This window comes from Ruegeria sp. YTSA075, from assembly GCF_059610245.1.
This window is the reverse complement of the sequence record NZ_JBXWNG010000003.1, coordinates 453,246-475,233: the sequence shown is the minus strand read 5'-3', so window position 1 is coordinate 475,233 and position 21,988 is coordinate 453,246. Positions and strand designations below refer to the sequence as shown.

The 21,988-nt window shown below is 57.4% G+C and carries 18 protein-coding genes; 10 read left to right on the top strand and 8 right to left on the bottom strand.

The window, feature by feature from the left end:
• Window positions 1–67 precede the first annotated feature (67 nt).
• Window positions 68–460: an isocitrate/isopropylmalate family dehydrogenase gene (locus AC2FGE_RS08395; RefSeq protein ID WP_496818745.1), complete on the bottom strand. Its 393-nt coding sequence runs from the start codon at window positions 458–460 to the stop codon at window positions 68–70.
• Between the two features lie 6 nt (window positions 461–466).
• Between AC2FGE_RS08395 and AC2FGE_RS08390 the strand changes: the two genes are divergently transcribed.
• A complete protein-coding gene (locus tag AC2FGE_RS08390) occupies window positions 467–1,174 on the top strand; it encodes an IS6 family transposase (protein WP_496818744.1) in 708 nt (235 codons plus the stop codon).
• A 115-nt stretch (window positions 1,175–1,289) separates the two neighbouring features.
• On the opposite strand, the gene AC2FGE_RS08385 is transcribed toward AC2FGE_RS08390, so the two are convergent.
• The 3 genes from AC2FGE_RS08385 to AC2FGE_RS08375 all read right to left on the bottom strand — a co-directional run bounded on the left by AC2FGE_RS08385 (window position 1,290) and on the right by AC2FGE_RS08375 (window position 3,903).
• Window positions 1,290–1,793 (bottom strand): cold shock domain-containing protein, encoded by a 504-nt coding sequence (locus tag AC2FGE_RS08385; RefSeq protein WP_496818743.1) that lies wholly within the window; start codon window positions 1,791–1,793, stop codon window positions 1,290–1,292.
• Window positions 1,794–1,942: 149 nt separating this feature from the next.
• Entirely contained in the window at window positions 1,943–2,785 is an 843-nt protein-coding gene (locus AC2FGE_RS08380) for a fumarylacetoacetate hydrolase family protein (protein ID WP_496818742.1), read from the bottom strand.
• 98 nt (window positions 2,786–2,883) lie between these two features.
• Window positions 2,884–3,903: a hypothetical protein gene (locus tag AC2FGE_RS08375; protein ID WP_496818741.1), complete on the bottom strand. Its 1,020-nt coding sequence runs from the start codon at window positions 3,901–3,903 to the stop codon at window positions 2,884–2,886.
• Window positions 3,904–4,103: 200 nt separating this feature from the next.
• Here AC2FGE_RS08375 and AC2FGE_RS08370 point away from each other — a divergent pair, with 200 nt between their 5' ends.
• Complete coding sequence (locus AC2FGE_RS08370; protein ID WP_496818740.1) at window positions 4,104–5,228, top strand: radical SAM protein; 1,125 nt, start codon at window positions 4,104–4,106, stop codon at window positions 5,226–5,228.
• Between the two features lie 50 nt (window positions 5,229–5,278).
• Entirely contained in the window at window positions 5,279–6,088 is an 810-nt protein-coding gene (locus tag AC2FGE_RS08365; protein ID WP_496818739.1) for a hypothetical protein, read from the top strand.
• Here the strand turns inward: AC2FGE_RS08365 and AC2FGE_RS08360 are convergent.
• Together AC2FGE_RS08360 and AC2FGE_RS08355 are read right to left on the bottom strand one after the other, a co-directional pair.
• On the bottom strand, window positions 6,081–11,369 hold the full coding sequence (locus AC2FGE_RS08360; RefSeq protein ID WP_496818738.1) for a beta-ketoacyl synthase N-terminal-like domain-containing protein: 5,289 nt from the start codon (window positions 11,367–11,369) through the stop codon (window positions 6,081–6,083). The two genes, AC2FGE_RS08365 and AC2FGE_RS08360, sit on opposite strands and share 8 nt — an antisense overlap.
• A complete protein-coding gene (locus AC2FGE_RS08355; protein WP_496818737.1) occupies window positions 11,335–12,117 on the bottom strand; it encodes a thioesterase II family protein in 783 nt (260 codons plus the stop codon). Before AC2FGE_RS08355 ends, AC2FGE_RS08360 begins: the two co-directional genes overlap by 35 nt.
• 228 nt (window positions 12,118–12,345) lie before the next feature.
• On the opposite strand from AC2FGE_RS08355, the gene AC2FGE_RS08350 reads away from it, so the two are divergent.
• The 7 genes from AC2FGE_RS08350 to AC2FGE_RS08320 all read left to right on the top strand — a co-directional run bounded on the left by AC2FGE_RS08350 (window position 12,346) and on the right by AC2FGE_RS08320 (window position 19,387).
• A complete protein-coding gene (locus tag AC2FGE_RS08350) occupies window positions 12,346–12,903 on the top strand; it encodes a hypothetical protein (RefSeq protein WP_496818736.1) in 558 nt (185 codons plus the stop codon).
• A gap of 9 nt (window positions 12,904–12,912) precedes the next feature.
• On the top strand, window positions 12,913–13,683 hold the full coding sequence (locus AC2FGE_RS08345; protein WP_496818735.1) for a hypothetical protein: 771 nt from the start codon (window positions 12,913–12,915) through the stop codon (window positions 13,681–13,683).
• A gap of 30 nt (window positions 13,684–13,713) precedes the next feature.
• Window positions 13,714–14,418 carry a hypothetical protein gene (locus tag AC2FGE_RS08340; protein WP_496818734.1) on the top strand — a complete coding sequence of 235 codons (705 nt, stop codon included), beginning with the start codon at window positions 13,714–13,716 and terminating at the stop codon, window positions 14,416–14,418.
• Window positions 14,419–14,703: 285 nt separating this feature from the next.
• Window positions 14,704–15,654 carry an ABC transporter substrate-binding protein gene (locus tag AC2FGE_RS08335; RefSeq protein WP_480827618.1) on the top strand — a complete coding sequence of 317 codons (951 nt, stop codon included), beginning with the start codon at window positions 14,704–14,706 and terminating at the stop codon, window positions 15,652–15,654.
• Window positions 15,655–15,738: 84 nt separating this feature from the next.
• Complete coding sequence (locus AC2FGE_RS08330; RefSeq protein WP_353008051.1) at window positions 15,739–16,776, top strand: quaternary amine ABC transporter ATP-binding protein; 1,038 nt, start codon at window positions 15,739–15,741, stop codon at window positions 16,774–16,776.
• A complete protein-coding gene (locus AC2FGE_RS08325) occupies window positions 16,769–18,358 on the top strand; it encodes an ABC transporter permease (protein WP_496818733.1) in 1,590 nt (529 codons plus the stop codon). Before AC2FGE_RS08330 ends, AC2FGE_RS08325 begins: the two co-directional genes overlap by 8 nt.
• A 54-nt stretch (window positions 18,359–18,412) precedes the next feature.
• Entirely contained in the window at window positions 18,413–19,387 is a 975-nt protein-coding gene (locus tag AC2FGE_RS08320; protein WP_496818732.1) for an arginase family protein, read from the top strand.
• On the opposite strand, the gene speB is transcribed toward AC2FGE_RS08320, so the two are convergent.
• Together speB and AC2FGE_RS08310 are read right to left on the bottom strand one after the other, a co-directional pair.
• Window positions 19,384–20,352, bottom strand: coding sequence for an agmatinase (gene speB, locus AC2FGE_RS08315; RefSeq protein ID WP_496818731.1), 969 nt, complete (start codon window positions 20,350–20,352; stop codon window positions 19,384–19,386). The genes AC2FGE_RS08320 and speB overlap by 4 nt on opposite strands.
• A 72-nt stretch (window positions 20,353–20,424) precedes the next feature.
• A complete protein-coding gene (locus AC2FGE_RS08310) occupies window positions 20,425–21,945 on the bottom strand; it encodes a trimethylamine methyltransferase family protein (RefSeq protein ID WP_496818730.1) in 1,521 nt (506 codons plus the stop codon).
• Window positions 21,946–21,988: the final 43 nt, after the last annotated feature.

Genomic DNA, 21,988 nt, shown 5'->3' with positions numbered 1-21,988 from the left:
ACGCAATAGAGGACTGTCGATACGGCGACAAGCAGTTGTCTCCACGCTCGCCCTGACGCCCAGAGGGCTAAGTGTTTTCACCTCGGATTGCATCACAGACCGCGTCTGTCACTTGTGGGGTCGTTGCGTTCCCTCCTACATCTGGTGTCAAAATGCCATCTGCACAGACTTTTTCGACGGCGCGCATCGGGCGGCATGCTGCGCTGGGCTCACCCAGATGGTCGAGCATTCGCGATGCGGTCCAGAATGTGGCTACTGGGTTCGCGATTCCTTTACCGGTGATGTCAAACGCTGACCCATGGATCGGTTCGAAAATGGAGGGATAGCGACGCTCTGGGTCAATGTTAGCTTTGAGCTCTAACCGAGCGGCCACGAAACTCTTGAACAAGAAATTCGATAAAGGCGCGCGGGTCTTGTCAGAAGAACTTTGCTTGAGCGGGGCAGGGCGGTTGCATAGCATTTAGGAATGACCAAACCTGCCTCCTTCAAATACTTCAAAACCAGCCCCGAAATCATCCGCCTTGCGGTGATGTTGAACATCCGATTTCCACTCTCGCTTCGGAATGTCGAAGATCTCCTGCATGAACGTGGGATCGATGTAAGCCATGAGACAGTCCGCTATTGGTGGAATAGGTTCGGCCCGATGTTCGCCGCTGAGATCAGACGGAAGCGTGTGCAGCAACTCCGAACCTTTTCAAAATGGAAGTGGCACGTGGACGAGGTCTTTGTGAAAGTGAATGGCAAACGGCATTATCTTTGGCGCGCTGTTGATCACGAATGCGAGGTGCTGAAAGCCGTTGTCACCAAACGCCGAAACAAAGCTGCAGCACTGAAATTACTCAAGAAATTGATGAAGCGGCACGGTTGCGCCGAAGAGATCGTCACAGATCGCTTCGCTTCCTACAAGACAGCGCTCAGAGAAATAGGCGCGTTCGAAAAACAACAGACGGGCAGGTGGCTCAACAACCGTGCCGAGAATTCACACCAGCCGTTTCGACGACGCGAACGCGCGATGCAGCGTTTCAGGCGCATGCGAAGCTTGCAGAAGTTCGCCTCCATCAATTCCTCAGTCTACAACCATTTCAACCAGGAAAGATCGCTCGCCAGCCGAGACACTTTCAAGCTGACGCGCACCGCCGCTCTTAGCGAGTGGCGTCAACTTTGTTCCGGATAGGTTCGCGGTTTCCGCGGCAAACTGAGACTGGTTCGAATTCGTCTGACAGCACCGCCACTCATCTCGCTGCCCCTGATGTATCCGGGTACCATAACCGGTTGTTTCGGCGGATTGCTTAGCTCCAGGACCTGACGGATACGACGACTCGACCGTTTGGGCCGTCATCCAGTTCGACGCCAAGCGCTTCGCCGACATTCACCATTCCCAGACCCGTCTTGGCAAGGGTATTCAGGTGCAAAAAACAGTCCTGAGGATCATCAAACACATTAACAAAACCGTATTGCTTTTTCCTGCAGAACCATTTGACCCGCGCAGGCAGGTAGGTTCCACCTTCGCGTTCGCAGGTCCCCTCGGGCAGGATATCAGGCACAGTTTCAGCATGCAGTCCAAGGATTTCGACGATCTGCATACCTTTGGTCGTGCGCCGCGCCAGCGCTTTGATTTCGCACCCGGGCGCGATGGAGGTCTGGCCAAATTCGTTGAGTGTGTTCTGATGAAGAAGCGCGTCTTTGCCAGTCTCGTCGCAAGTGGCAAACCCATATCCATTTTCTGCGGCAAACCATTTCAAGGTACCTGAGAACTGAACCAGGGACGTATCCCCGAGCGTCGCGCCATCCATAACGATTTAACCTTTGAACTTCACTTCATTAACCAGCAACTCTTCTTATTGAATGTGGTATTAATAAGTCATGTTTTAGATGACTTTTGGCAAACGAAAAGTTAACGCCCTAAGTCTCCGGGGCTGTGAACGCGATGTGCCCGTATGAGCTAACCCGCGACAATCATTTGGCGCTGAACGCCTAAGCCTTCGACACCAAGTTCAAGGATGTCTCCGGGTTTCAGGTAGACGGGTGGATTTTGTCCCATACCAACACCGGGAGGCGTGCCGGTTGAAATCACATTCCCCGGTTGCAGCGACATGAACTGAGACAGGTGAGACACCACCGCCGCCACGCCAAAATGCATCGTTCGGGTTGAACCATCCTGATACCTGTGGCCGTTCACCTCAAGATAGATCGATAGGTTTTGCGAGTCTGTAACCTCATCCCGGGTTACCAGCCATGGGCCGATGGGGCCAAAGGTGTCGGCTGATTTACCCTTGGTCCATTGGCCCGAGCGGTGCAGCTGAAAGTCACGTTCAGATACGTCGTTGACCACGCAATATCCGGCGACATAGTCCAACGCGTCTGCTTCCGAGACATATTTGGCTTCTTTGCCGATCACTACACCCAGTTCGACTTCCCAATCGGTTTTGGTCGAACCGTGCGGGATCTCGACCGGGTCATTGGGCCCTGAGATGGCCGAAGTCGCTTTGAAAAAGATCACCGGTTCCGCGGGCAGATCCATCCCGCTTTCCGCCGCGTGATCGGCATAGTTCAGGCCGATGCAGATGAATTTGCCAACCTGGCCGACGCAGGCCCCAATACGCGGATTGCCAGTAACAACCGGCAGAGTTGATATGTCCAGCGCGCGCAGCCGGTCGAGCGAGGCATCGCCCAGAATCTCACCCGTTACATCACCGACTATGAAAGACAGGTCCCGAATGGCACCGCCGTCATCCAGCATTCCCGGTTTTTCTGCGCCCTTTGGGCCGTAGCGAAGCAATTTCATAGTTTGCGGATATCCTGATTGGTGATGGTGCCGAGCGTGGCTTTCGAAACCTGCAGCCAGTAGGTTTTGGGGTCAACCGCTCTATGCGCTCTAGAAACTCATAGGCTGAGGGGGGAGATTCCTCCCGCAAAAGCCGCAAGGATTGGTGCGGCGAGCGCGATGCCCGCACGCATGAAATCGCCGGGCCCATCTGACAGACCATGTGTGGATCGCCAGTCATCGACATCGAAGTCATCCTCTGCGTCGTCTGCCTGCCGGGCCGCAATGGCCAGTTGTGTCACCCGACCATCGAGGATCAGTGCCACCGGCAGATAGAAGCTGAGCATCAGCAGACAGAAATAGGTTCCGGTGAACAAAGCCGATGCCGTGACCAAAGAGCTGAATGCGGCCTTTTCGGCCTCTGCAATGACAGGTAAGGGCCAGTACATCCAGCTTGAAGCAAAGAACATCCCGAAGGTCAGGATCAGGCTGGACAAATACAGCTGTTGTTTCATCTGGCGGATGCTACGGGCCAGGCTGGCGGCCGTATCTTCGAGATCGTCGCCGCCACCAGATGACAGGCACAAGATCATCCCGGCAATCAGCGCGCCTACTGCCAGACCGGCCAGTGCGGTGACAATATCCATCACGCGCCGGAAGAGTGAGAAGACGGGGATATCCCCACAGGTGCCCAGGGCCCAGAGATCATTGGGTCCGTCGCAGCCCGGCAACGTGCCTTTGGACAGAGCCATTTCAAATAGCTCTTTTCCGACTTGCCCATAAATCTGCGGGGGCGTGTTCGTCATGTGCTGCTGAATGACCGGGATCATCGCAAGGCAGAACACCGTAACAACGGTCAGAATTGCGGCCAGCCTGGTAGCGCGTTCCGTCGGTCGCCTCAGGTTGCGTACCAAGACGGCGACCGGAAGAACAGCCAGAGCGGCAAAGAACCATGACGCCGCAAGAAACCGATACCGGCCAACTGTTTCCAACCAATCCTGATCCGCGATAAGAATGCCAACAGACAGGTTCAGGTCTTTTGGCAGCATGTGTGTCTGGATCAACTCATGGATCAGAAACACGCAAATCGGCAGCGCGACGATCGAAAAGTAATGCAGTTCTACGCGACGTTCGGACACGAGGGCGCCCCCCTTGCGTGAAAATTGTCTAAAAAACAGAGCATAGCATGGAATGAGGCTGGTTTCACGGTGTGGGTGGATGTTGGCCGCGTAGTGCCCGCATCCGTGTTGCCCGGCCAAACCGCGATGGATGGCGGTTTTTAGCCAATAGAAGCGCGGGATGTGATAAGATCAAGCGCAAGAGATGTTTTGGTGGGGCCATGATCAACCCAGTTCAGAACTATCACTACAACCAACAGCGCCGCGCCGGACCCCGGCCATTGTTATGCTACAGCCCGTCGACCAGCCTGTATTTCGGGACCGAAGGCAAGGTTTCAAGCTGTTGTTACAATCGTGAGCCGCTGGGCCGATATCCGGATCAGTCCATCCGCGAAATCTGGCAGGGGCGTCCAAGGCAAACCTTGTGCCAGCGCGTGGCGCAGGGTGATCTGGGTGGCGGGTGCAATGGGTGCGGGTCGCAGATTGAAACCGGGAACTACGGCGCTGTTGTCGCACAGCATTTTGATCGCTGGAGCGTTGATCCCGATCACCCGACCTCGTTTTCGTTCGAACTCCACAATGCATGCAATCTGGAATGCATCATGTGCAACGGGGAACTGTCTTCGCGCATCCGGCGCTACCGCGAGCTGCGCCCGGCGATGCCGCAGGCTTATGGGAGCGAATTTGTTGAGGAGTTAGAGGATTTTATCCCGCATCTTGAAGGTACAACCTTCTATGGTGGCGAGCCCTTTGTAATGCGGCTTTATTATCAAATCTGGGAGAGGCTGATCGCCCTGAACCCAGAGTGTGAGATTACGATTCAGACCAATGCAAGCCTGCTACCGGATCAGGCCTTGTCGGTTCTCGAGCGGGGAAATGTGCATATTGGCATCTCGCTCGACTCTGTCTGGCGTGAAACCTATTGCTCGATCCGCCGCAACGCGGATTTTGATGAAGTGATTAAGAACACGCGTTGGCTGGCCGAGTATTCGCGGCACCATCAGCGCCCGTTTGGCATATCGGCCTGCATCATGACAGTGAACTGGCAGGAATTGGCAGACCTGATGGCCTTTGCCGACGACCTGGATGCGGTCTTGTATTTCAACACTGTGTGGGAGCCCGAGCACTTGTCGCTGGCCTATGCCCCCCCCACCATGATCCTGCGAGTGATTGATCTGTACCGCAGACTTGCCGTCGAAAGGGGATTGCGCGGACCTATGGATGCGGCGAGGACTGTGACCTCGACTAATCTGGCCGGATACATCGCCTTGCTGGGCACCTGGTATCAGGCCGCAATTCACCGCCAAAGCGAAGAGAAATTGGCGAAACTCAAGAGTTTGGTGTAGACTGGCGATAAAAATGACCGAAGCGAAACCGCAGCACAAAAGGGGCTGAGATGGCTAAGGCAACCCGCAAACAACCCGCAAAACGCGCGCGCCCGAAGGCGAAACCAGCGGCGCCAGAGCCGCAGCCAGAACCCGTTGAACCAGTCCAGGAGGTATATGAGAACAGGGCCAGCTCTACCAGCGGGCAAGATACGCCCCATGGCCTTAGCAAACAGGCCGAATTGCAGGCCGCGATGGAAGAAAGCTATCGCCAGTTGCAGTCCATCTACACCGCTTTCACGCAACAATACACGGATGCCGGGACCCAGTATCAGCACCTGACGGAACAGGGCTATGTTCCAGAAATGGCCGAGCTTTACAAAGAGTTTACAGAGACGCGCGGAGCCGAGATCGCTCAGGAAGGTTTGCAGCTTGCAATCCGTTATGCGGCTTCGGCGCAAGTGCTGTCGAAGCGCTATACGGATGAGTTGTTTCAGTTTCTCAACAGTCGGGGCATGAGCCGTTACGCAGCCGAAGGCGCGACGGCCCCGCAGGCGGCGGCAATCACATTGTCCGGGCCTGCGGGCAGTACGCTTTCAGCCAGTTTTGAGGTCGAGAACAGCACGGCGGTTAGCGTCAGTCCGCGCGTGTCAACAACGCCGGTTCTGGATGAAGATGGCGTTGCAATCGAAGGGGCCATGATCGATGTGATCCCGGACCTGATCAATTTGGCACCGGGTCAAAAGCAATTGGTGAAGGTGATGGTGCCTGTCGACGCTGATCTGTACCGCGCCGGGCATTGCTATTCGTCGGCGCTGGTCATCATTGGATTAGGACAGGCGCGTAATCAATTAATAACGCTGGAAATTGATATCAGTTGATCGGGCGTTTCAAACGCCATATCCGATAGCTCCATTCACCGGATTTCATGGACTCGTAGACCGCTGATCCAGGGGCTGCCAGGAAATTACTCATCTCCTGATCACCTCCGAACGCGCCTAGGCGCGAGGCCGCGATTTCATCGCAGGACAGCAGCACGTTCTGCGTGATGTCGCGCTCGTCTTCGAGGTTAAAACCGAGGTCCTTCAACAGTTCGAGACATTGGTTGAGTTTTCCCAAAGGCAGAAGGTCGGTGTACAGAAACGCCCCGCCGGGTTTGAGGACCCGCATGACTGAGGCGTAGAAACGCTGGATCGCGGGATAGGTGTGCGAACTTTCGATATTGGTTACCGCGTCGAACTGTCCATCATCGAATGGCAGGTTTTCGGCATCACCCTGTACAAAATTCAAACGCGAATCTGTATGCGTTTTGCGGCAAAACTCGATTGCGGCGCCGGACAGGTCCAACCCGGTGACAACGGCGGGATCGAAGAACTCAACCAATGTGCGGGCGGTGCCGCCGCGCCCGCAGCCCACATCCAGAACCGACGACCCATCGATCGGGTGGGCCCCGATGACCTCAAGCGCCAGTTTGACTGAGTTCCGGTTCATCATCTTATCGTTCAGGGGAACATCGGACGCCTCGGGCGCTCCGTTCGGCGTGTAGCCATAGTTCAGAAAATGCGCGAAGGTTCCGAAGCCTGAACTGTCAAGCTGCTTGGTGACATCGTCATACATGTCCTGAAAGCTTTTCTTTGCGCCTTCCAGGTTCAGATCGGGCTCTGGCAGCGGCGGTGGTACAACCTCCTCAGCGGTCGGATTTTTGGTGGATGTCCCCATATTGGCTTCGATAATCGGGGCAAGCCCCGCAATGGTCGGCGTGTCGAAGATCTGGCCAACCTCGGGGTTGTAGCCAAACCTCTCTTCGATCCGCATGGTCATCTCAATGGCGAGCAGGGAATGTCCGCCCAACTCGAAAAACTTGTCATGGATGCCGACCGGGGATAGGCCCAGCAGGTCTTCCCAAATCCCCGCAAGGATGATTTCCATGTCCGTTTTCGGCGCTTCGAACGGGTTGCTGAGGTTGGGGCGACTGTGACCTGTTGCCGTGGCCTCCGCAGTTTTGGGAGTGGCGGTGAACTCGACCCATTCTGCAAGCCGTGTGTTCAGCGGTGTGGTCGATATGGCGATCTGATCGGTATGCAACGCAGATAGTCGGTTCAGCGCTTCAATCCCATCTGCGGGAGAGATTGCATCTTCCCCATGCGTTTGATCGGCAAAGGCCCATTGATCCCAGTTGACGCTGATCCAGCGCGTTGGTGTCGGCTGCGACGCGGCAAATGTGTCCAGCATTTGATTTGCCACCGCGTAGTAGCCAAGGTTCAACCCACCCAGAACAGCCGACAGGGATGAGCCCAGCAGGATAAAATCCGGGGCGTGGTCCTGCAAGACATGCGCAAGCGCGCGGGCACCGTTGATCTTTGGTGCGATCTGGCTGCTCAGGTCTTTGGTCGCCAGATCACTGAGTTTGCCAAACCCGCTGCCGACATTTCCTGCCATGTGAAAGACGCCGTCTATGGGGCCGAAGGCGTTGGTGGCCTGCGACAAGGCCACCTGCAGGGCGTTTGCGTCACAGACGTCTGTCTTCAGAATCAACAGATCTGTCTTTCGATCCAAATCCAGCAACCTGCGCGCCAGCATTGCCGTTTTATCGAACTCATTGGGATCGGCGGCCAGCGCTTCCCATTCGGATTTCGCAGGCGCGCCCGAGCGGGACAGAAGCACCAGCTTGGCCCTGTAGCGCTCCGCCAACATATCAGCCATCGCCAGTCCGATATTGCCTAAACCGCCGGTGATGACATAGACGCCGCCGGGCTTGAAAAGACCCGAGGTTTCGACCGGCTCCAGTGGTTGCGCCTGATAGCTGAGGCGATGCCGTTTCCCGTTGATATATGCAACCGAAGGAACAAACTGTTGCGCCTGCATCTCGTTCAAAAGCCAGTCTGCAAGGCGGTCCGCAGATGGCTTACTTCGATCGCTTTCCGCGATGTCGACCGAGGTGACGCGCAGCGAGGGAACCTCCTGTCCCAACACCTTCGCCAGCGCAAGGGTGGCCGAGCTTTCCACCCCCATCGTCTTGTCGGACCGTCCGGGCTGCGCCTGTGCAGTCACCGAAATCATCCGAAGCTTGGCAAGCCCACTGGCTTTGGTGACAGCCATGGCCGCATTCTGCATCGCAACCACGTTGGCCTCGGCGTCCTCAAGCGCGAGAGGCCACAGGTAAACGATGTGCGAAATAGGGTTGTTATCGTCTCGGATCGCACTGGCAAGCCGGGTGAAATGTTCTGAAGTGGTTGGATCGACCGAGAATGCGCCATCCTTGCGTCGCATGAATCGTGATGAGGATGTGACGGTGGTTACGGCGATGCCCTTGTCGCTAAGCGTTTTCTGCAAGGTTCGGGCCGCCGGGCTTTTGTCGCTGAAAACCAGCACGCGCACAACTTTGGACAGGTCTTCGATGTCCGTAATCGGAGCGTCTTCCCACTTTGGCACATATCCCCAATCGACCATCGCCTTGCGTGTTGCCGCGGCGTCCACGCTGGGGTCCTCCGCGCCGCCAACCCAATAGCTATCCCGCTCAAACGGGTAGAGGGGCACCGGGACTTTGCATCGGGTCTCTTCGGCGTAGTATCGGTGCCAATCGATCTCGGCCCCATGCGCCCAAAGCTGACCCAGCGTATCGGTCACCAAATTAGCCTCAACCTGCGGGCCGGGCTTGCTGTCCATTGAGGGCAGGGCGACCGAACCGCTCCCACTCAGTTGCAACCCGGCAAGGTTGGTCAGAGACCTGCCTGGACCTACCTCAAGGAAAATCGCATCAGGCTGGCTCAGCCCGGCTTTGACGCAGTCGGCAAACCGCACCGCGCTGCGCAGATGCATCGCCCAATAGGCCGGATCAGTCGCCGAGGTTTTGGTTAGGACGGTGCCGGTGAGGTTCGAATAGGTGTCGATCTGCGGTGCGCGCAATTGAATGCCTTCGAACGCAGTGATGAAGTCGTCTAAAATCGGATCCATCATCGCCGAATGGAAGGCGTGCGAGGTGCGCAGAAGCGTGGCTTTGACCTTCTGGTTTTCCAGCCGCTTTGCCAGCCGTTTGATCGCGGGGCCTGGTCCGGCAACAACTGTCATTCCGGGGGCGTTCACGGCGGCGATAGCTATGTCATCTGGCAGTAGCGGGCGCAGATAGGTTTCCTCTTTCGGAACGGCGAGCATCGCGCCCGGCTTGCATGACGCCATCAGCGCCCCGCGCCGCGCCACCAGCGTTGCCGCGTCCTTCAATGTCATCACCCCGGACAATGTCGCCGCAACGTATTCGCCGATGCTGTGCCCGATCATGGCCCTGGGTCTTACACCCCAAGATATCCAAAGTTGCGCTAAGGCGTATTCGACAGCAAACAATGCGGGCTGTGTGAATTGGGTCTGCTTCAGCTGTTCGGCCGCGTGTTCCCGGTCAGCCTTCTTTGGAAACACGATAGGTTTGATGTCCAGCCCGCTGTCATCCCGAAAGGCGCGGCAGCAACGGTCGAAGGCTTTGCGGAACACAGGTTCTGACAGATATAGACCCTTGCCCATATCCGGGTATTGCGCGCCTTGGCCCGAGAACATGAAAATGACGGGCCGATCCTCACCACTCGATTCGATGGTGCGCACCTTGTCGCTGTTATTCGCCAACAAGGCCAATGCACTGCCTGCGGGGTTTTCAGCGTCTACGCGCACGTAACGCCGATGCGCAAACCGGGTGCGGCTTGTCTGTGTCGTGTAGGCGATATCGGCTAGTTCAGACGGTCCCGCAGACATGATGTGGCGTGCATGCGACAGCGCCAACCGGTCCAGCGCTGCCTCGTTGCGGGCGGACATGACGATCAGCTGCTGTCTACGTCCCGGCCCGGATGGGGCCTGTTTCGGAGGTTCTTCTAGCAAGATATGGGCGTTGGTTCCGCCAACTCCAAACGAGCTGACACCGGCGCGGCGCGGTCCGTCTCTTGCCACCACCTCAGTCATGTTGCGGTTGACGAAAAAAGGACTTGCAGGGAAATCGATACCGGGGGCCGGGACGTTAAAATGCGGGTTCGGGGGGATCGTGCCGGTCTCGGTCACCAACGCCGCCTTGATCAACCCGGTTACGCCTGCGGCGCAACTCAGATGTCCGACATTGGCTTTGACCGAACCAATGGCGCAGAACTGCGTATCCTCGGTGGATTTGCGGAATACGCGCGATAGCGCCGCGACCTCGATCGGGTCTCCCAACATGGTGGCAGTTCCATGTGCCTCAACATAGCCGACCGAGCGGGGAGGGATGCCTGCCATCTCGAAGGCGGCTTCGATCGCGCGGGCCTGACCTTCAGCACTGGGCGCGGCATAGCTGACCTTGTTGGACCCGTCGTTGTTGTGGCCAAACCCCCGGATCACGGCGCGTATGCGGTCTCCGTCGCGCAGGGCCTTATCTAGCCGTTTGAGCACGACCAACCCAACGCCGCTGCCCACGATGGTTCCCTGCGCCGCCGCATCAAAGGGACGGCACTGACCGTCTGGGGACAGGATGCCACCGGCTGCAAACAAATAGCCGCGCCGCTGCGGAACCTTGACTGTAACTCCACCGGCCAGGGCGATGTCGCAGCTTTCCTCCAGCAGGCTCTGGCAGGCCAGACAAGTCGCAACCAGCGAGGTCGAGCAGGACGTTTGAACCGTGATCGCCGGGCCCGTCAGGTTCAGCTTATAGGCCACCTGCGTGGCCATGTAGTCCTTGTCATTGGTGATCATCAACTGCATGCCGTCCAGAAAGCCCAGACTGTCAAGGTTACGGTTGATCAGGTACAGATAGCCCGACAGTTCACAGCCGCCGAAGACGCCGATATCGCCTTTGTAGCGGTCGGGCACATAGCCTGCATCCTCAAGCGCATGCCAGGCGCATTCCAGAAACAGGCGGTGCTGCGGGTCGGTCAGTTCCGCGTCGCGTGGGCTGAACCCAAAGAATTCGGCATCAAACTTGTCGACGTCGTCCAACAGGGTGGCCTTGTTGACGTAGTTCGGCAGCTCGTGCAGCTCTTTCGGGACCTGTGCGCCCTCCATCTGTTCGGGCGTCAGCGTCGTGACGGCTTCGTGACCGGCCAGCAGGTTTTGCCACAACTCATCAACACTGGCCGCGCCGGGAAAGCGGCCCTGCATGCCGATGATGGCAATCGACGCGTCATCCGGCGCGATGGAGGTCCTTTGCGTGTTCATTCAGGGTGTCATCAACATAGTCGAATAGGGTGTCTGAGAAATCCGGGTTGGAAAAAGGAAAGAAATGATCGCCCGCAAACAGGCGGCATTCAAACCGGCTGCGGGTGCGGTTCCGCCAGCCCAGAATGCTGCCGAAGGGCACCTGAGGGTCATTGTCCGAGCCGACAGCGAAGATCGGGCAGGGCAGCGGAGGATGCTTGCTGACGTGGTCAGCCTCATAGGTTTCGAGCAGCGCAAAATCGGCGCGCAATGCGGGCAGCATGCGATCCATCAGATCGGTATTGGCTAGTACTTCGGGCGGCGTGCCATTGATGGCTTCAATCTCGGCCAGAAACGCGGGTCGAGGCAGACCAGATATCTTGCGGTCGCGTTGTGCCATCTGCGGGGCAGGGCCTGCGACGATCAACAGATTGGGGGGCTGCTTGTTGTCCGTCAACGCGCGGGCGACTTCATAGGCCAGAAGGGCGCCGAAACTATGGCCGAAGATGGCAATGGGCCGGTCGGTCAAAGGCTGAAGACGCGTCATAATCGACTCGATCAGATCAGGCCAGTTCTGCACCGGCGATTGATCCATAAGCTGCCCGCGTCCTGGAAGCGTGACGGCCCGCACATCCAGAACCGGCGCAAATCCGCTCATCCAGTCGTGAAAGCGCTCACCAGCGCCACCTGCATGCGGAAAACAGATCAACCGACCCGAAAGCCCGGCATGGGTAGGGTTCTGCGGAGTCAATGCGATTTCTACACTCACAGCGTCTGTCACCTCTGGTGATACCCATATGCGCGGCGCGCACCCAACCACTGATCTGGCCCAATCATAGCATGAAACTGCCGCTTTGACCCTGCCTTGCTGGGCCAGCCCAGGTTCTGGCGTGAACCGAGGGGCAAAATATGCTACCCTAGCGATACTTTTTGCACAGTTTTCGTGCCAAACGCTTACTCAGGTGCAGCCAGCACCGGATTGGATTTGGAGGTGACTATGCCAGGCGGCGGCAAAGGTGGCGGTGGCAGAAGCACCGTAAACGTCAATAACGGGCCCATTAACATCGACTCTGACACCGACGCGGATGTCACAATCAATGGCTTGGATGATATCGGCGTCACGCTGAATGGCGGGCAACGCCCGATCCGGACCGAGACCAAGCTGGAAGGCGGCGATCCGTTCAAGACGGAAAGCGTTCAGGATCTGAAGATTTCGGAACCCATAGTCAGCGAAAACACCACTGATCTGACGCTTGAGATCAAACCTCTATCGGTTGATCTGAAACCCGTGGCGCTGGATCTGTGTACGACCGTCAATTACGGCAAGCTTCCAACCGGGATCATCCGGCAGCCGTATCATCACCATATCGGCGTAACCTATATGGGCGTCGAATATTACGGCGTGACCTATAGCGGCGAAAGCAAGCAGGTCTACGAAGAACTGCCCTTCCGCCCCTCGGTTCAGCTGCCGGCGCAAAGCACGGCCCCTTCGGGTGGCGCACCTGCGGCAAAACCGGGCCCATCTTCGGGCGGCGTGAAAATCCACATCAAATAGGGGCGCGACATGGCGACGGCTGCAAAGAAAAAGACCCCAGATGTCTCACTTCTAAAGCCGCTTGTTCTGGTAGGCGCACCCAGTGCGCTGTACGGTACCTTGGCGTTGTCGAACACAGGTACTGAACGCAAAGCCCTTCGGGACTTGACGCTGACGGAGGTTGAACCCAAGACGCGGGGTGCCAAGGCCCAGCCAGTGCTCTCAGCAGATTTGCCGCGGGTCAAACTTCGTGCGGGGGCGAGTAAATCTGTTCCGGTCATAGCAACACTAAACCCATCAACTCCGCCGGGCGTCTACAAGATGTCCCTGCCGGTTGATGGCACAGACCATCCGGTCGAGGTGATCGTTACCGAGGTTGTAGATTTCGAAATCACACCGGATGACGTGTTTCTGGTCGGTAAACCGGGGGCCAAGATCAAAAAACTGATGGTGTTCCGAAATCACGGCAACATTCCGATAGACGTCCCCGCAATCGGTGCGATCCAACTGGATCTGGACCTGCTGCACTGCCGTGCACAGCGCGAGATGCTCAAGAAACTGCGCGATACGGACCGGACCTTGGATGACGTGATGCGTGCCATGTCGCTGAGCTATGATGCGGAGTTGGAAAGCTTCACTCCGCTGAAGGTCAAGAACGATGCTGTGACCGTTGGCGCGGGAGAGACGGTATCGCAACTTTGGGAATTCACGATTCCGGGCACCATTCCAAAAGGCGTCGATGCCACGGCGATGATCCGGGTTTCGTCTGAAACCGTGACAGTACACATCTTGGCGGTTTGAACGCGGCGCCCGGAATAAGGAGGCAAGACCATGCAAAGGACGATCACAGGACATTCCGGCGAGTATGGAAAAAAGGCCGAAGTCTTTTACGGGTACTGTTATAAGACGCAGGGTATGCGCATGATGGATTTGGACGACTACTTAGGCAATTTGCGGGAAGGATATGTTCAGCTTCAGGCCTACACGCAGGGATACTATTGGGCGCCGGATGGCCGGTATTCGGGCGTTCCTATGGGGAAAGGCTGCGGCTGCGATTGCGATACCAAGTCTTATGACAGTTGTTGCGATTGCTGCATCTGTGAAGGTGATGTGCTGATTGAAGCCCGCTGTTCGGAACGCCGGGTGATTTCTCTGACTTTCGCTAATGATACACGCCGCACGCGCGAGGTGACGCTATCGCTGAGCAGTTTCACCACCGCCAGTGGGCACGATCTGGGGTGGACAGCCGCCCTGTCCGACACAAAGTTCGAGCTTGGCCCCTGCGAAGAAAGGGTGGTGCAGTTGGTGGTCAATGTCGATTGCGCAGCCTTCCATAAAAACGGTGCCTCTGGATCCGCGGCAGCAGGGCGTGGCGACAAGACCAAGGAAAGACATCTGGATGTTGATCGATGCGAAGTGGCATATGCCAGGGTCAGTGCGGATGGCTGTATCTCTCGCCCTGTTCTGGTTGCTGTTGCCGTCTTGCCGAACCATTGCGACAGCTATGTCGCTGCATGTAAGTGCGGGTGCTGCTAGGCGGTTATTGTTGGCACCGCAAACGCCGCTTGCCCGTTCGCAAGGCGAAGCTGCGCGCGTATTTCGAAAAAATCGTAGGTCTGTTTGGATAAAGTAAAAACTTGCCGATTCGGGCTATGTCGACCTTGAAGCGCGATAGCTTCGCATGTTTGACTTTTGGAACATGTGTTTTGCTCACAATCAAACGCTAACAATCTGAGAACGCACATGTTGTCAACAGAATAAGCGCGCGCGCCGGGACGCCCCGAAAGACTGCGCGCTACATGTCCAACATGGAGAGACCTGATGAACAAAATTTCGATGCTACTGGGTGGCGCATCTGCAGTGGTCGCTTTGCCCGCATTTGCGGCCGACATTGTGATCGGCGTTCCGAACTGGGCCTCGGTCAACGCAACGGCGCATATCCTTGAGGTTGTGATCGAAGAAAACCTGGGGCTGGATGTCGAGCTTCAGAACGGAACGAACCCGATCGTGTTTGAGGCGATGGACAGTGGGTCCATGCATGTCCACCCTGAGGTTTGGATGCCAAACCAGCAAAACCTGCACGACACGTACGTAAAGGACAACGGCACGGTCGTAATGAACCAGAACCCGGTTCAGGCTGAACAAGGTATGTGCGTACCGACCTACATTGCCGAACAGTATGAGATCAAATCAATTGATGATCTAAGCGATCCGGACAAGATGGCCATTTTTGACACCGATGGGAACGGAACCCCGGAAGTATGGATTGGCGCGCCTGGCTGGGCTTCAACCGTGGTTGAGAAGATTCGTGCTAAGTCATATGGCTATGATCAAATCTTCGACCTGACTGAGTATGAAGAAACGATTGCCTACGCAAACCTCGCCAACGCCACCAAGGCGGGCGATCCTTGGATCGGCTTCTGCTACAGCCCGCACTATATCTTTGTGACGCAAGAGTTGACCGTTCTGGAAGAGCCGCCCCATGATCCGGCAACCTGGACCATCGTGCAGCCCACGGATGATCCCGATTGGCTGGCTAAGTCTGAGGCGTCCTCGGCTTGGAATGGTGCGACCCTGCACCTGCACTATGCTAAGGAGTTGGAAGAGGCCTATCCCGAAGTTGCGGCTCTGTTTGCTAACTACCAGATGCAGGGCGATGACCTGAGCGCGATGGGCAAGGCGCTGGCCGTGGACAATGTCGAAGCCGCAGATTTCGCGCGCCAATGGGTGTCAGATAACGAGGACACCGTGATCGGCTGGTTGACCAACTAAGCCACACATATCCGGGCCGTTGCGAAAAATCGCAGCGGCCCGTTTCCTATCTGCCTGGCGCAACGACGCCTTCATGGGGGGCAAATGGACGAATCTGTCGTAAAACTTGAAAATGTCTGGAAAATTTTCGGCAATCGCGCTGCCGAGGCCATGGATGCCGTTCTGAAAGAAGGGCTGACCAAGGCTCAGGTTCTGGAACAATATGGCTGTGTTGTTGGTGTACAGGATGCCAGTTTCGAAGTCTCGCGAGGTGAGATATTTTGTATCATGGGTCTGTCTGGTTCAGGCAAATCCACTCTGGTCCGGCATGTGAATCGCCTGATCGAGCCCACCGCGGGCAAGATCGAAATTCTGGGTAAGGATGTTTCCGCCATTTCCGAGAACGAATTGCGCCGCATCCGGGCGCAACAGATCGGGATGGTGTTCCAGCATATGGCGCTGATGCCACACCGGTCAGTGCGCGACAACGTTGCCTATCCGCTGGAAATCCGCAAAGTGTCCAAGTCCAAGCGCTGGGCGGTATCGGATCACGCACTGGGTCTTGTGGACTTGACCGGGTACGAAGACCGCCTGCCCAAAGAACTGTCAGGCGGGATGCAGCAGCGTGTGGGGATTGCAAGGGCGCTTGCCTCGGACCCTGAAATTCTGCTGATGGACGAACCTTTCTCGGCCCTCGATCCGCTGATCCGGTTGCAGTTGCAAGATCAGTTCAAGGCGCTTGTGGCGCAGTTGAAGAAGACAACGCTGTTCATCACGCATGACCTGGACGAGGCCATTCGCATTGGACACAGGATCGCCATCATGAAAGATGGTGTGATCGTTCAGATCGGCACCCCGGAAGATATCGTGATGAACCCGGCAGACGATTATGTGCGCGAGTTTGTGCAAGGCATCTCGAAACTGAAACTGGTCAAGGCGCATTCAATCATGGAGCCGGTCGCCAGCTATTCGGGGTCGCTGGATGGTGCCCCCCGCGCGGATGAAGGCGCAGATCTCGATCAACTGATTGATCTGGCCGTCAACACAGAGATGCCGGTGGTCATCACAGACGCAGGTGCAGACGTGGGTGTTGTAACCAAACCGCGCCTGCTGCGCGGAATTCAGGGGGGCAAAAATGACTGATGCAGCCATGGAAATGAAAGTCACCGCCGCCTCGGATATCGAAGTCGATCGCGAGGCGCTGGATCAATCGATCCACGAATTCGCAGGACCGAATGGCGACTACTATGTCAATGCGTTTCACAAGATCCATGACGCAACCAGCCCTGTCCCGAACACGTTCAACCTTTGGGCTGCCGTTCTAGGGCCATTCTGGTCGGCCTCGCGGGCCATCTGGGGTATGTTCTGGACCTTTCTGATCCTTGAAATCATCGCCTGGGTTCAGATCGGACGCGGTGCCTGGGGAAATCCCGGCGCGGATTTTGCTGATCGGGCCGCGCGCCAACAGGAACGCGCGAACGAGTTGTTGGGCCGGGCCGCTGAAGCGACCGCGCAAGCAGATATCGACCGGTTCACAAAACTGGCTGAAAACATCCAGAAGGCCGCAGATACCAGCCTTGAACGCGCGCTCGCCGCGCAGTCTGAGGCGACGGGTATCCTGTTGACCGGGCTTCTGATGCTGCTTGTTTTCAAGGTGGTGCAGGGGTTCTATGCTGATCGTATTTACGAAAAGCAGTATTCCAACTGGCGGATCAATCCGGGCAATGTTGAAAGCGGGCGCTCGACCCGAAATATCGTGATGGGGGCGATCCTGATCGCGGCTATCGGTCCGCTGATCGTCTACAAGTTCACGGTAAATGCATCGCTGCCTTTGCTGGATGCTTTCCCCGAGAAGGAAGTCTCTGCAGTCTTCTTGGGTGAGGGCGGAGGCACCTTGTTCTCAGCGCTTGCCAGTTGGATGGAGGCGCGGATAGATGCCGCCGCCGCCGCTGGGGGCGATGTGTTTGATGGGATCGTTGCGGGGGTCCGCTCGGTTCTGGATGCGCTGACCATTGCGCTGATCGGATCACCCTGGCCGGTGGTCATGCTGGTCATCTGCGTGACCGCGTGGCGCGCGGCTGGCCCTCGGGTCGCGATCTTCACGGCTGCGTCCTTGGCGTATATCGCACTGCTGGGATATTGGGATGTGGCGATGGAGACGGTTGCTCTGGTGGGTGCAGCGGTGATCCTGTGCGTCGTGTTCGGCATTCCGCTTGGCATTTGGTTCGGCAAGTCTCAGCGCGCCTATCGCGCAGCCGAGCCGGTGTTGGACCTGATGCAGACATTGCCTGCTTTCGTCTACTTGATCCCGATTATCGCGTTCTTCGGTACGGGTAACCCACCCGGTATTCTGGCCACGATCATCTTTGGCATGCCCCCCGTGATCCGCCTGACAGCGCTGGGGATGCGCGGGGTGCCTGACAGTATCAAAGAGGCTGCGGTCGCCTTTGGTGCGTCGAAATGGCAGCTGTTGAAGGATGTGGAGATTCCACTGGCCTTGCCTTCGATCATGACCGGTGTGAACCAGACCATTCTGATGTGTCTGTCGATGGTGGTGATCATCTCGCTCATCGGCGGTGGCGGTCTGGGCAAGGAAATCCTTGAAGCGCTGCAATACGCGGCCAAGGGTCCGGGTCTGCTGGGCGGCTTTGCCATCCTGTTCTGCGCCATGGTTATTGATCGGATCGTACAGGGCGCCTTCCGGCGAGAAGACGAGAAAATCTGAACATGCGCGCCCCCCGGTTCCCGCCGGGGGCGTTTTTCTGTGAGGGAGAGCGAAATGGTGGATCGTTACGAACAATCCATGATGGACAATCTGTATTGGTGGGGCGTGCCGACGCTGTTTCGCTGCCCCAATATTGGCCCCGAAGGTCAGGACATCGCCCTGGCTGGCGTACCTCATTCGACAGGCAATGGCACAACCGAGCGGGATCAGCATCTGGGTCCACGCGCGTTGCGCCATGTCTCGGCCGTACAGCGCAGAGTTCATTCTCTGTTTCAGATCGACCCGTGGACCAGTGCGAAGATCGCAGACGTAGGCGATGTGCCCTTTCCCCGCGCCAATGACAACGAAGCCTGTATCGAGCAGATCACCAGGTTCTACAAAGATATTGACGCCGCAGGTGCGCGCCCGGTTTCCATTGGCGGCGATCACTCGATCACCGGTGGCATTGTTCAGGCGCTGGGCTGTGGCAATCTGGCAGGCGGCGAGCCGGTTAGCTTTCTGCATCTCGATGCCCACACGGATGTGTTCACCAAAGTGGATCACTTCCTCGGCGCCAAGAAATCAGCGGCGCATTGGGGCGCGTATCTGGCCGACCAAGGGCAGGTTGACCCAAGCCGATCTATGCAAATCGGCCTGCGGGGACATCCGCGCAGTCTGGACTGGCTTCAGCCGTCTTATGACTATGGCTACAACATCGTCACAATGCGCGAATTTCGCCAACGCGGCCTCGCCGATGTGGTGTCGCAAACGCGCGAGGTTTTGGGTGACCGCCCGGTCTATATCACATTCGATCTGGATTGCCTCGACCCGACTGTTGCGCCCGCTGTGTCCAATCTGGAACCCGGCGAGAAGGGTTTTGATATTGATGAAGCCGTGGGCATACTGCACGCTGCGCGCGGTCTGAATATCATCGGCGGCGACGTGGTCTGCATGATGCCCACCAAAGATAGCCCGAACAACATCACCGCGCTGACAGCGGCGGCGGTGATGTTCGAGATGATTTCGATGATTGCCGAAAACGTCAGTTAGCGGCGCGCGTCCACGGCCTGTGCCAGTACACAGAGCAATTCGAACATCAGCGAAATCCCCAACCACGCGGTGCCTCCGTTCGGATCGAACGGGGGGGCGACCTCGACCAAATCCGCGCCCATAAGGTTCACGCCGGAAATCTGGCGAATAACCTGTTGCGCCTGAAAGCTGTTGGGGCCGCCGATTTCCGGCGTGCCGGTGCCAGGCGCATAAGTCGGATCGACAAAGTCGATGTCATAGGTGCAGTAGGTTGGTGCAGTGCCGACAATCTGTCGAACCTCGGCCATGACATCGTCGATGCCACGGTCGAACAGCTCTTCGATGCGAATGATGCGAATACCCTGCGCCTCGCCCCATTCGATATCCTCGGTGTTGTAGGCGGTGCCGCGAATGCCGATCTGCACAAAGCGTTTAGGATCGACCAGACCCTCCTCGACCGCGCGGCGGAAAGGGGTGCCGTGGGTGAATTTGTGACCGCCGAAATAGGTATCGAACAGGTCGGTGTGACTGTCGAACTGGATCAGACCCAGCGGGCCGGACGATGCCAAGGCGCGCAGGACGGGCAGGGTGGTCAGGTGATCCCCACCAGCGGTAAGCGGGGTGATGCCATCTGCCACCAGACGACTGTAGAAGCTGGTCACGCGATCCAGCGTGTCGTCAATGTCCACCGGGTTGGGCGCAACATCGCCCAGATCGGCGCAGTTCACCAAGGAAAACGGGCTGACGCCGGTGACCGGGTTCATGGCGCGGATCATGGTGGAATAGTCGCGCAATTGCCGGGGACCATGCCGCGCGCCGGGTCGATTTGTCGTGCCGCCATCCCAGGGGATGCCAACCAGTGCCAGATCGACGTCTTTGAATCGCTCGTGTTCGGGTGTCAGGTTCGGCAGGCGCATGAAGGTTGGGACACCTGCAAATCGCGCAAGCTCCATCGCTGATACCGGTTGAAAAAACGCGTCTGCCATGGTGACCCCTTGATCCTAATCTTCCTGCGACCCTAACCGGCTGGCGGCGTGCCGCCAATCGATTGTTTGGGGTTAGTAGAGAATGCGAAACCGCTTGCGAATCTCTGCATCCTGCTCGGGCGTCAGATAGGCCGGGCGGTGCGTTTGAAGGGTTTCGATCGCCTGTTCGCGGGCGTTGGTCCAGGCGTCCTTTGCACCGTCCTCTTGCCATGTGCGCGGCTCGGTTCGGTCTGCAAGGGCAGGGTAGAAATAGTCCCGCTCCATCGCCTCATATGTATGAGAACTGCCAAGAAAATGACCGTCGCCCAGAACCGACTGGCAGATCGCCTCGAAGCCAAGGTTTTCTTCGGTGACCTCGATCCCCCGCAGCGCGCGATAGGTGTGAGAGTGCATTTCGTTGTCCAGCACAAAGGCTTCAAAACTCGCGCCCAGCAGCGATGCGGTCATGCCTGAGCTTTCATAGATCAGATTGCCGCCCGCCAAAGCCGCCGCCAATGAGGTCATGCCCTTCTCAACCCCATATTGCGCGTCAATCGCCTTCGCATCGGTCATCGAGGCTGCAACGCCCGAGGGCAGGGCCAGCCAATTGATGATCTGGGCCGAGGCGGCGTTTAGAATGGCGGTCTCGCCGCTGCCGCCCGCAAAGGCCCCTGTGCGTAGGTCGACGATGAAGGGCCAGTTTGAAAACACCATGGGAAAGCCGGGCTGGATTGTGTTGACCATCACCAAACTGGCCAGGGTTTCCGCCAGTGATTGTGCCAGAAACCCGGCCAGCGTAGCGGGTGCAGTTGCCCCGGCCTGTGCGGCAGTGATGCAGGACATCGGGATGTTGTGACGGACGCATTCATAGACAACGTCTACCGCATCTTCACCATATCGCAGCGGAGAGATCACGGGGCTGATATGTGCCTTCAGGAACGGTCGTTTGGAAAACGCACCGGGGCCTCCTGCTGCGATATCCAATAGCGAGACAATCGGGGCCACATGCTCGGCCAGAGTGAACGAGGTCGCGACGGGTTTCGTGGTGTTTTTGACCAGCGCATACGCCGTGTTGACGTCCAGATCCAAAACATCGGGTACATCCGTAGCCACGCAGCATCGGGTGAACCAACTGACATTGGCCAGTGTGTCCTGTAGCCGGGTGAAATCATGCAGGTCGGCAAGAGTTGACGGGCGATAAACACCGCTCTCAAGGTCCAGTGTCTGAACCGCAGCGCCTCCGGTTCCAAAAAACACCCGATCACCACCGACTTCGATAGAGCGGGCCTCGTCCCGCCCATGCAGGGTGAAGGTTTTGGCGGCTGTGCCGATTGCGTTTTCAACCATGCTGCGCGGGAATAAAACGCGGTCTTGTTCAGCCTCCAATGCGCCCGCCGCCAATAGATCCCTGCGCAGCCGATCCGGAACTTCGCCCATTCCGAGTGTTTCCAACAGGCAAAGCGCGGTGTCATAAATCCGGAAAATCTCGCCCTCGGTCAGTGGTTTGTAATACCCCCCAACCTGACCGGGAGCGCAGGGATCAACCTCGGGCTTGGCTGCCCGTTGCGCATGGCGCGCCTTGCGGCCGCTTCTTCTGTTCCCATCCGATGCCATGCGGGGGCGTTCCTTTGTCCTATCTGGACCCACCGTAAAACTC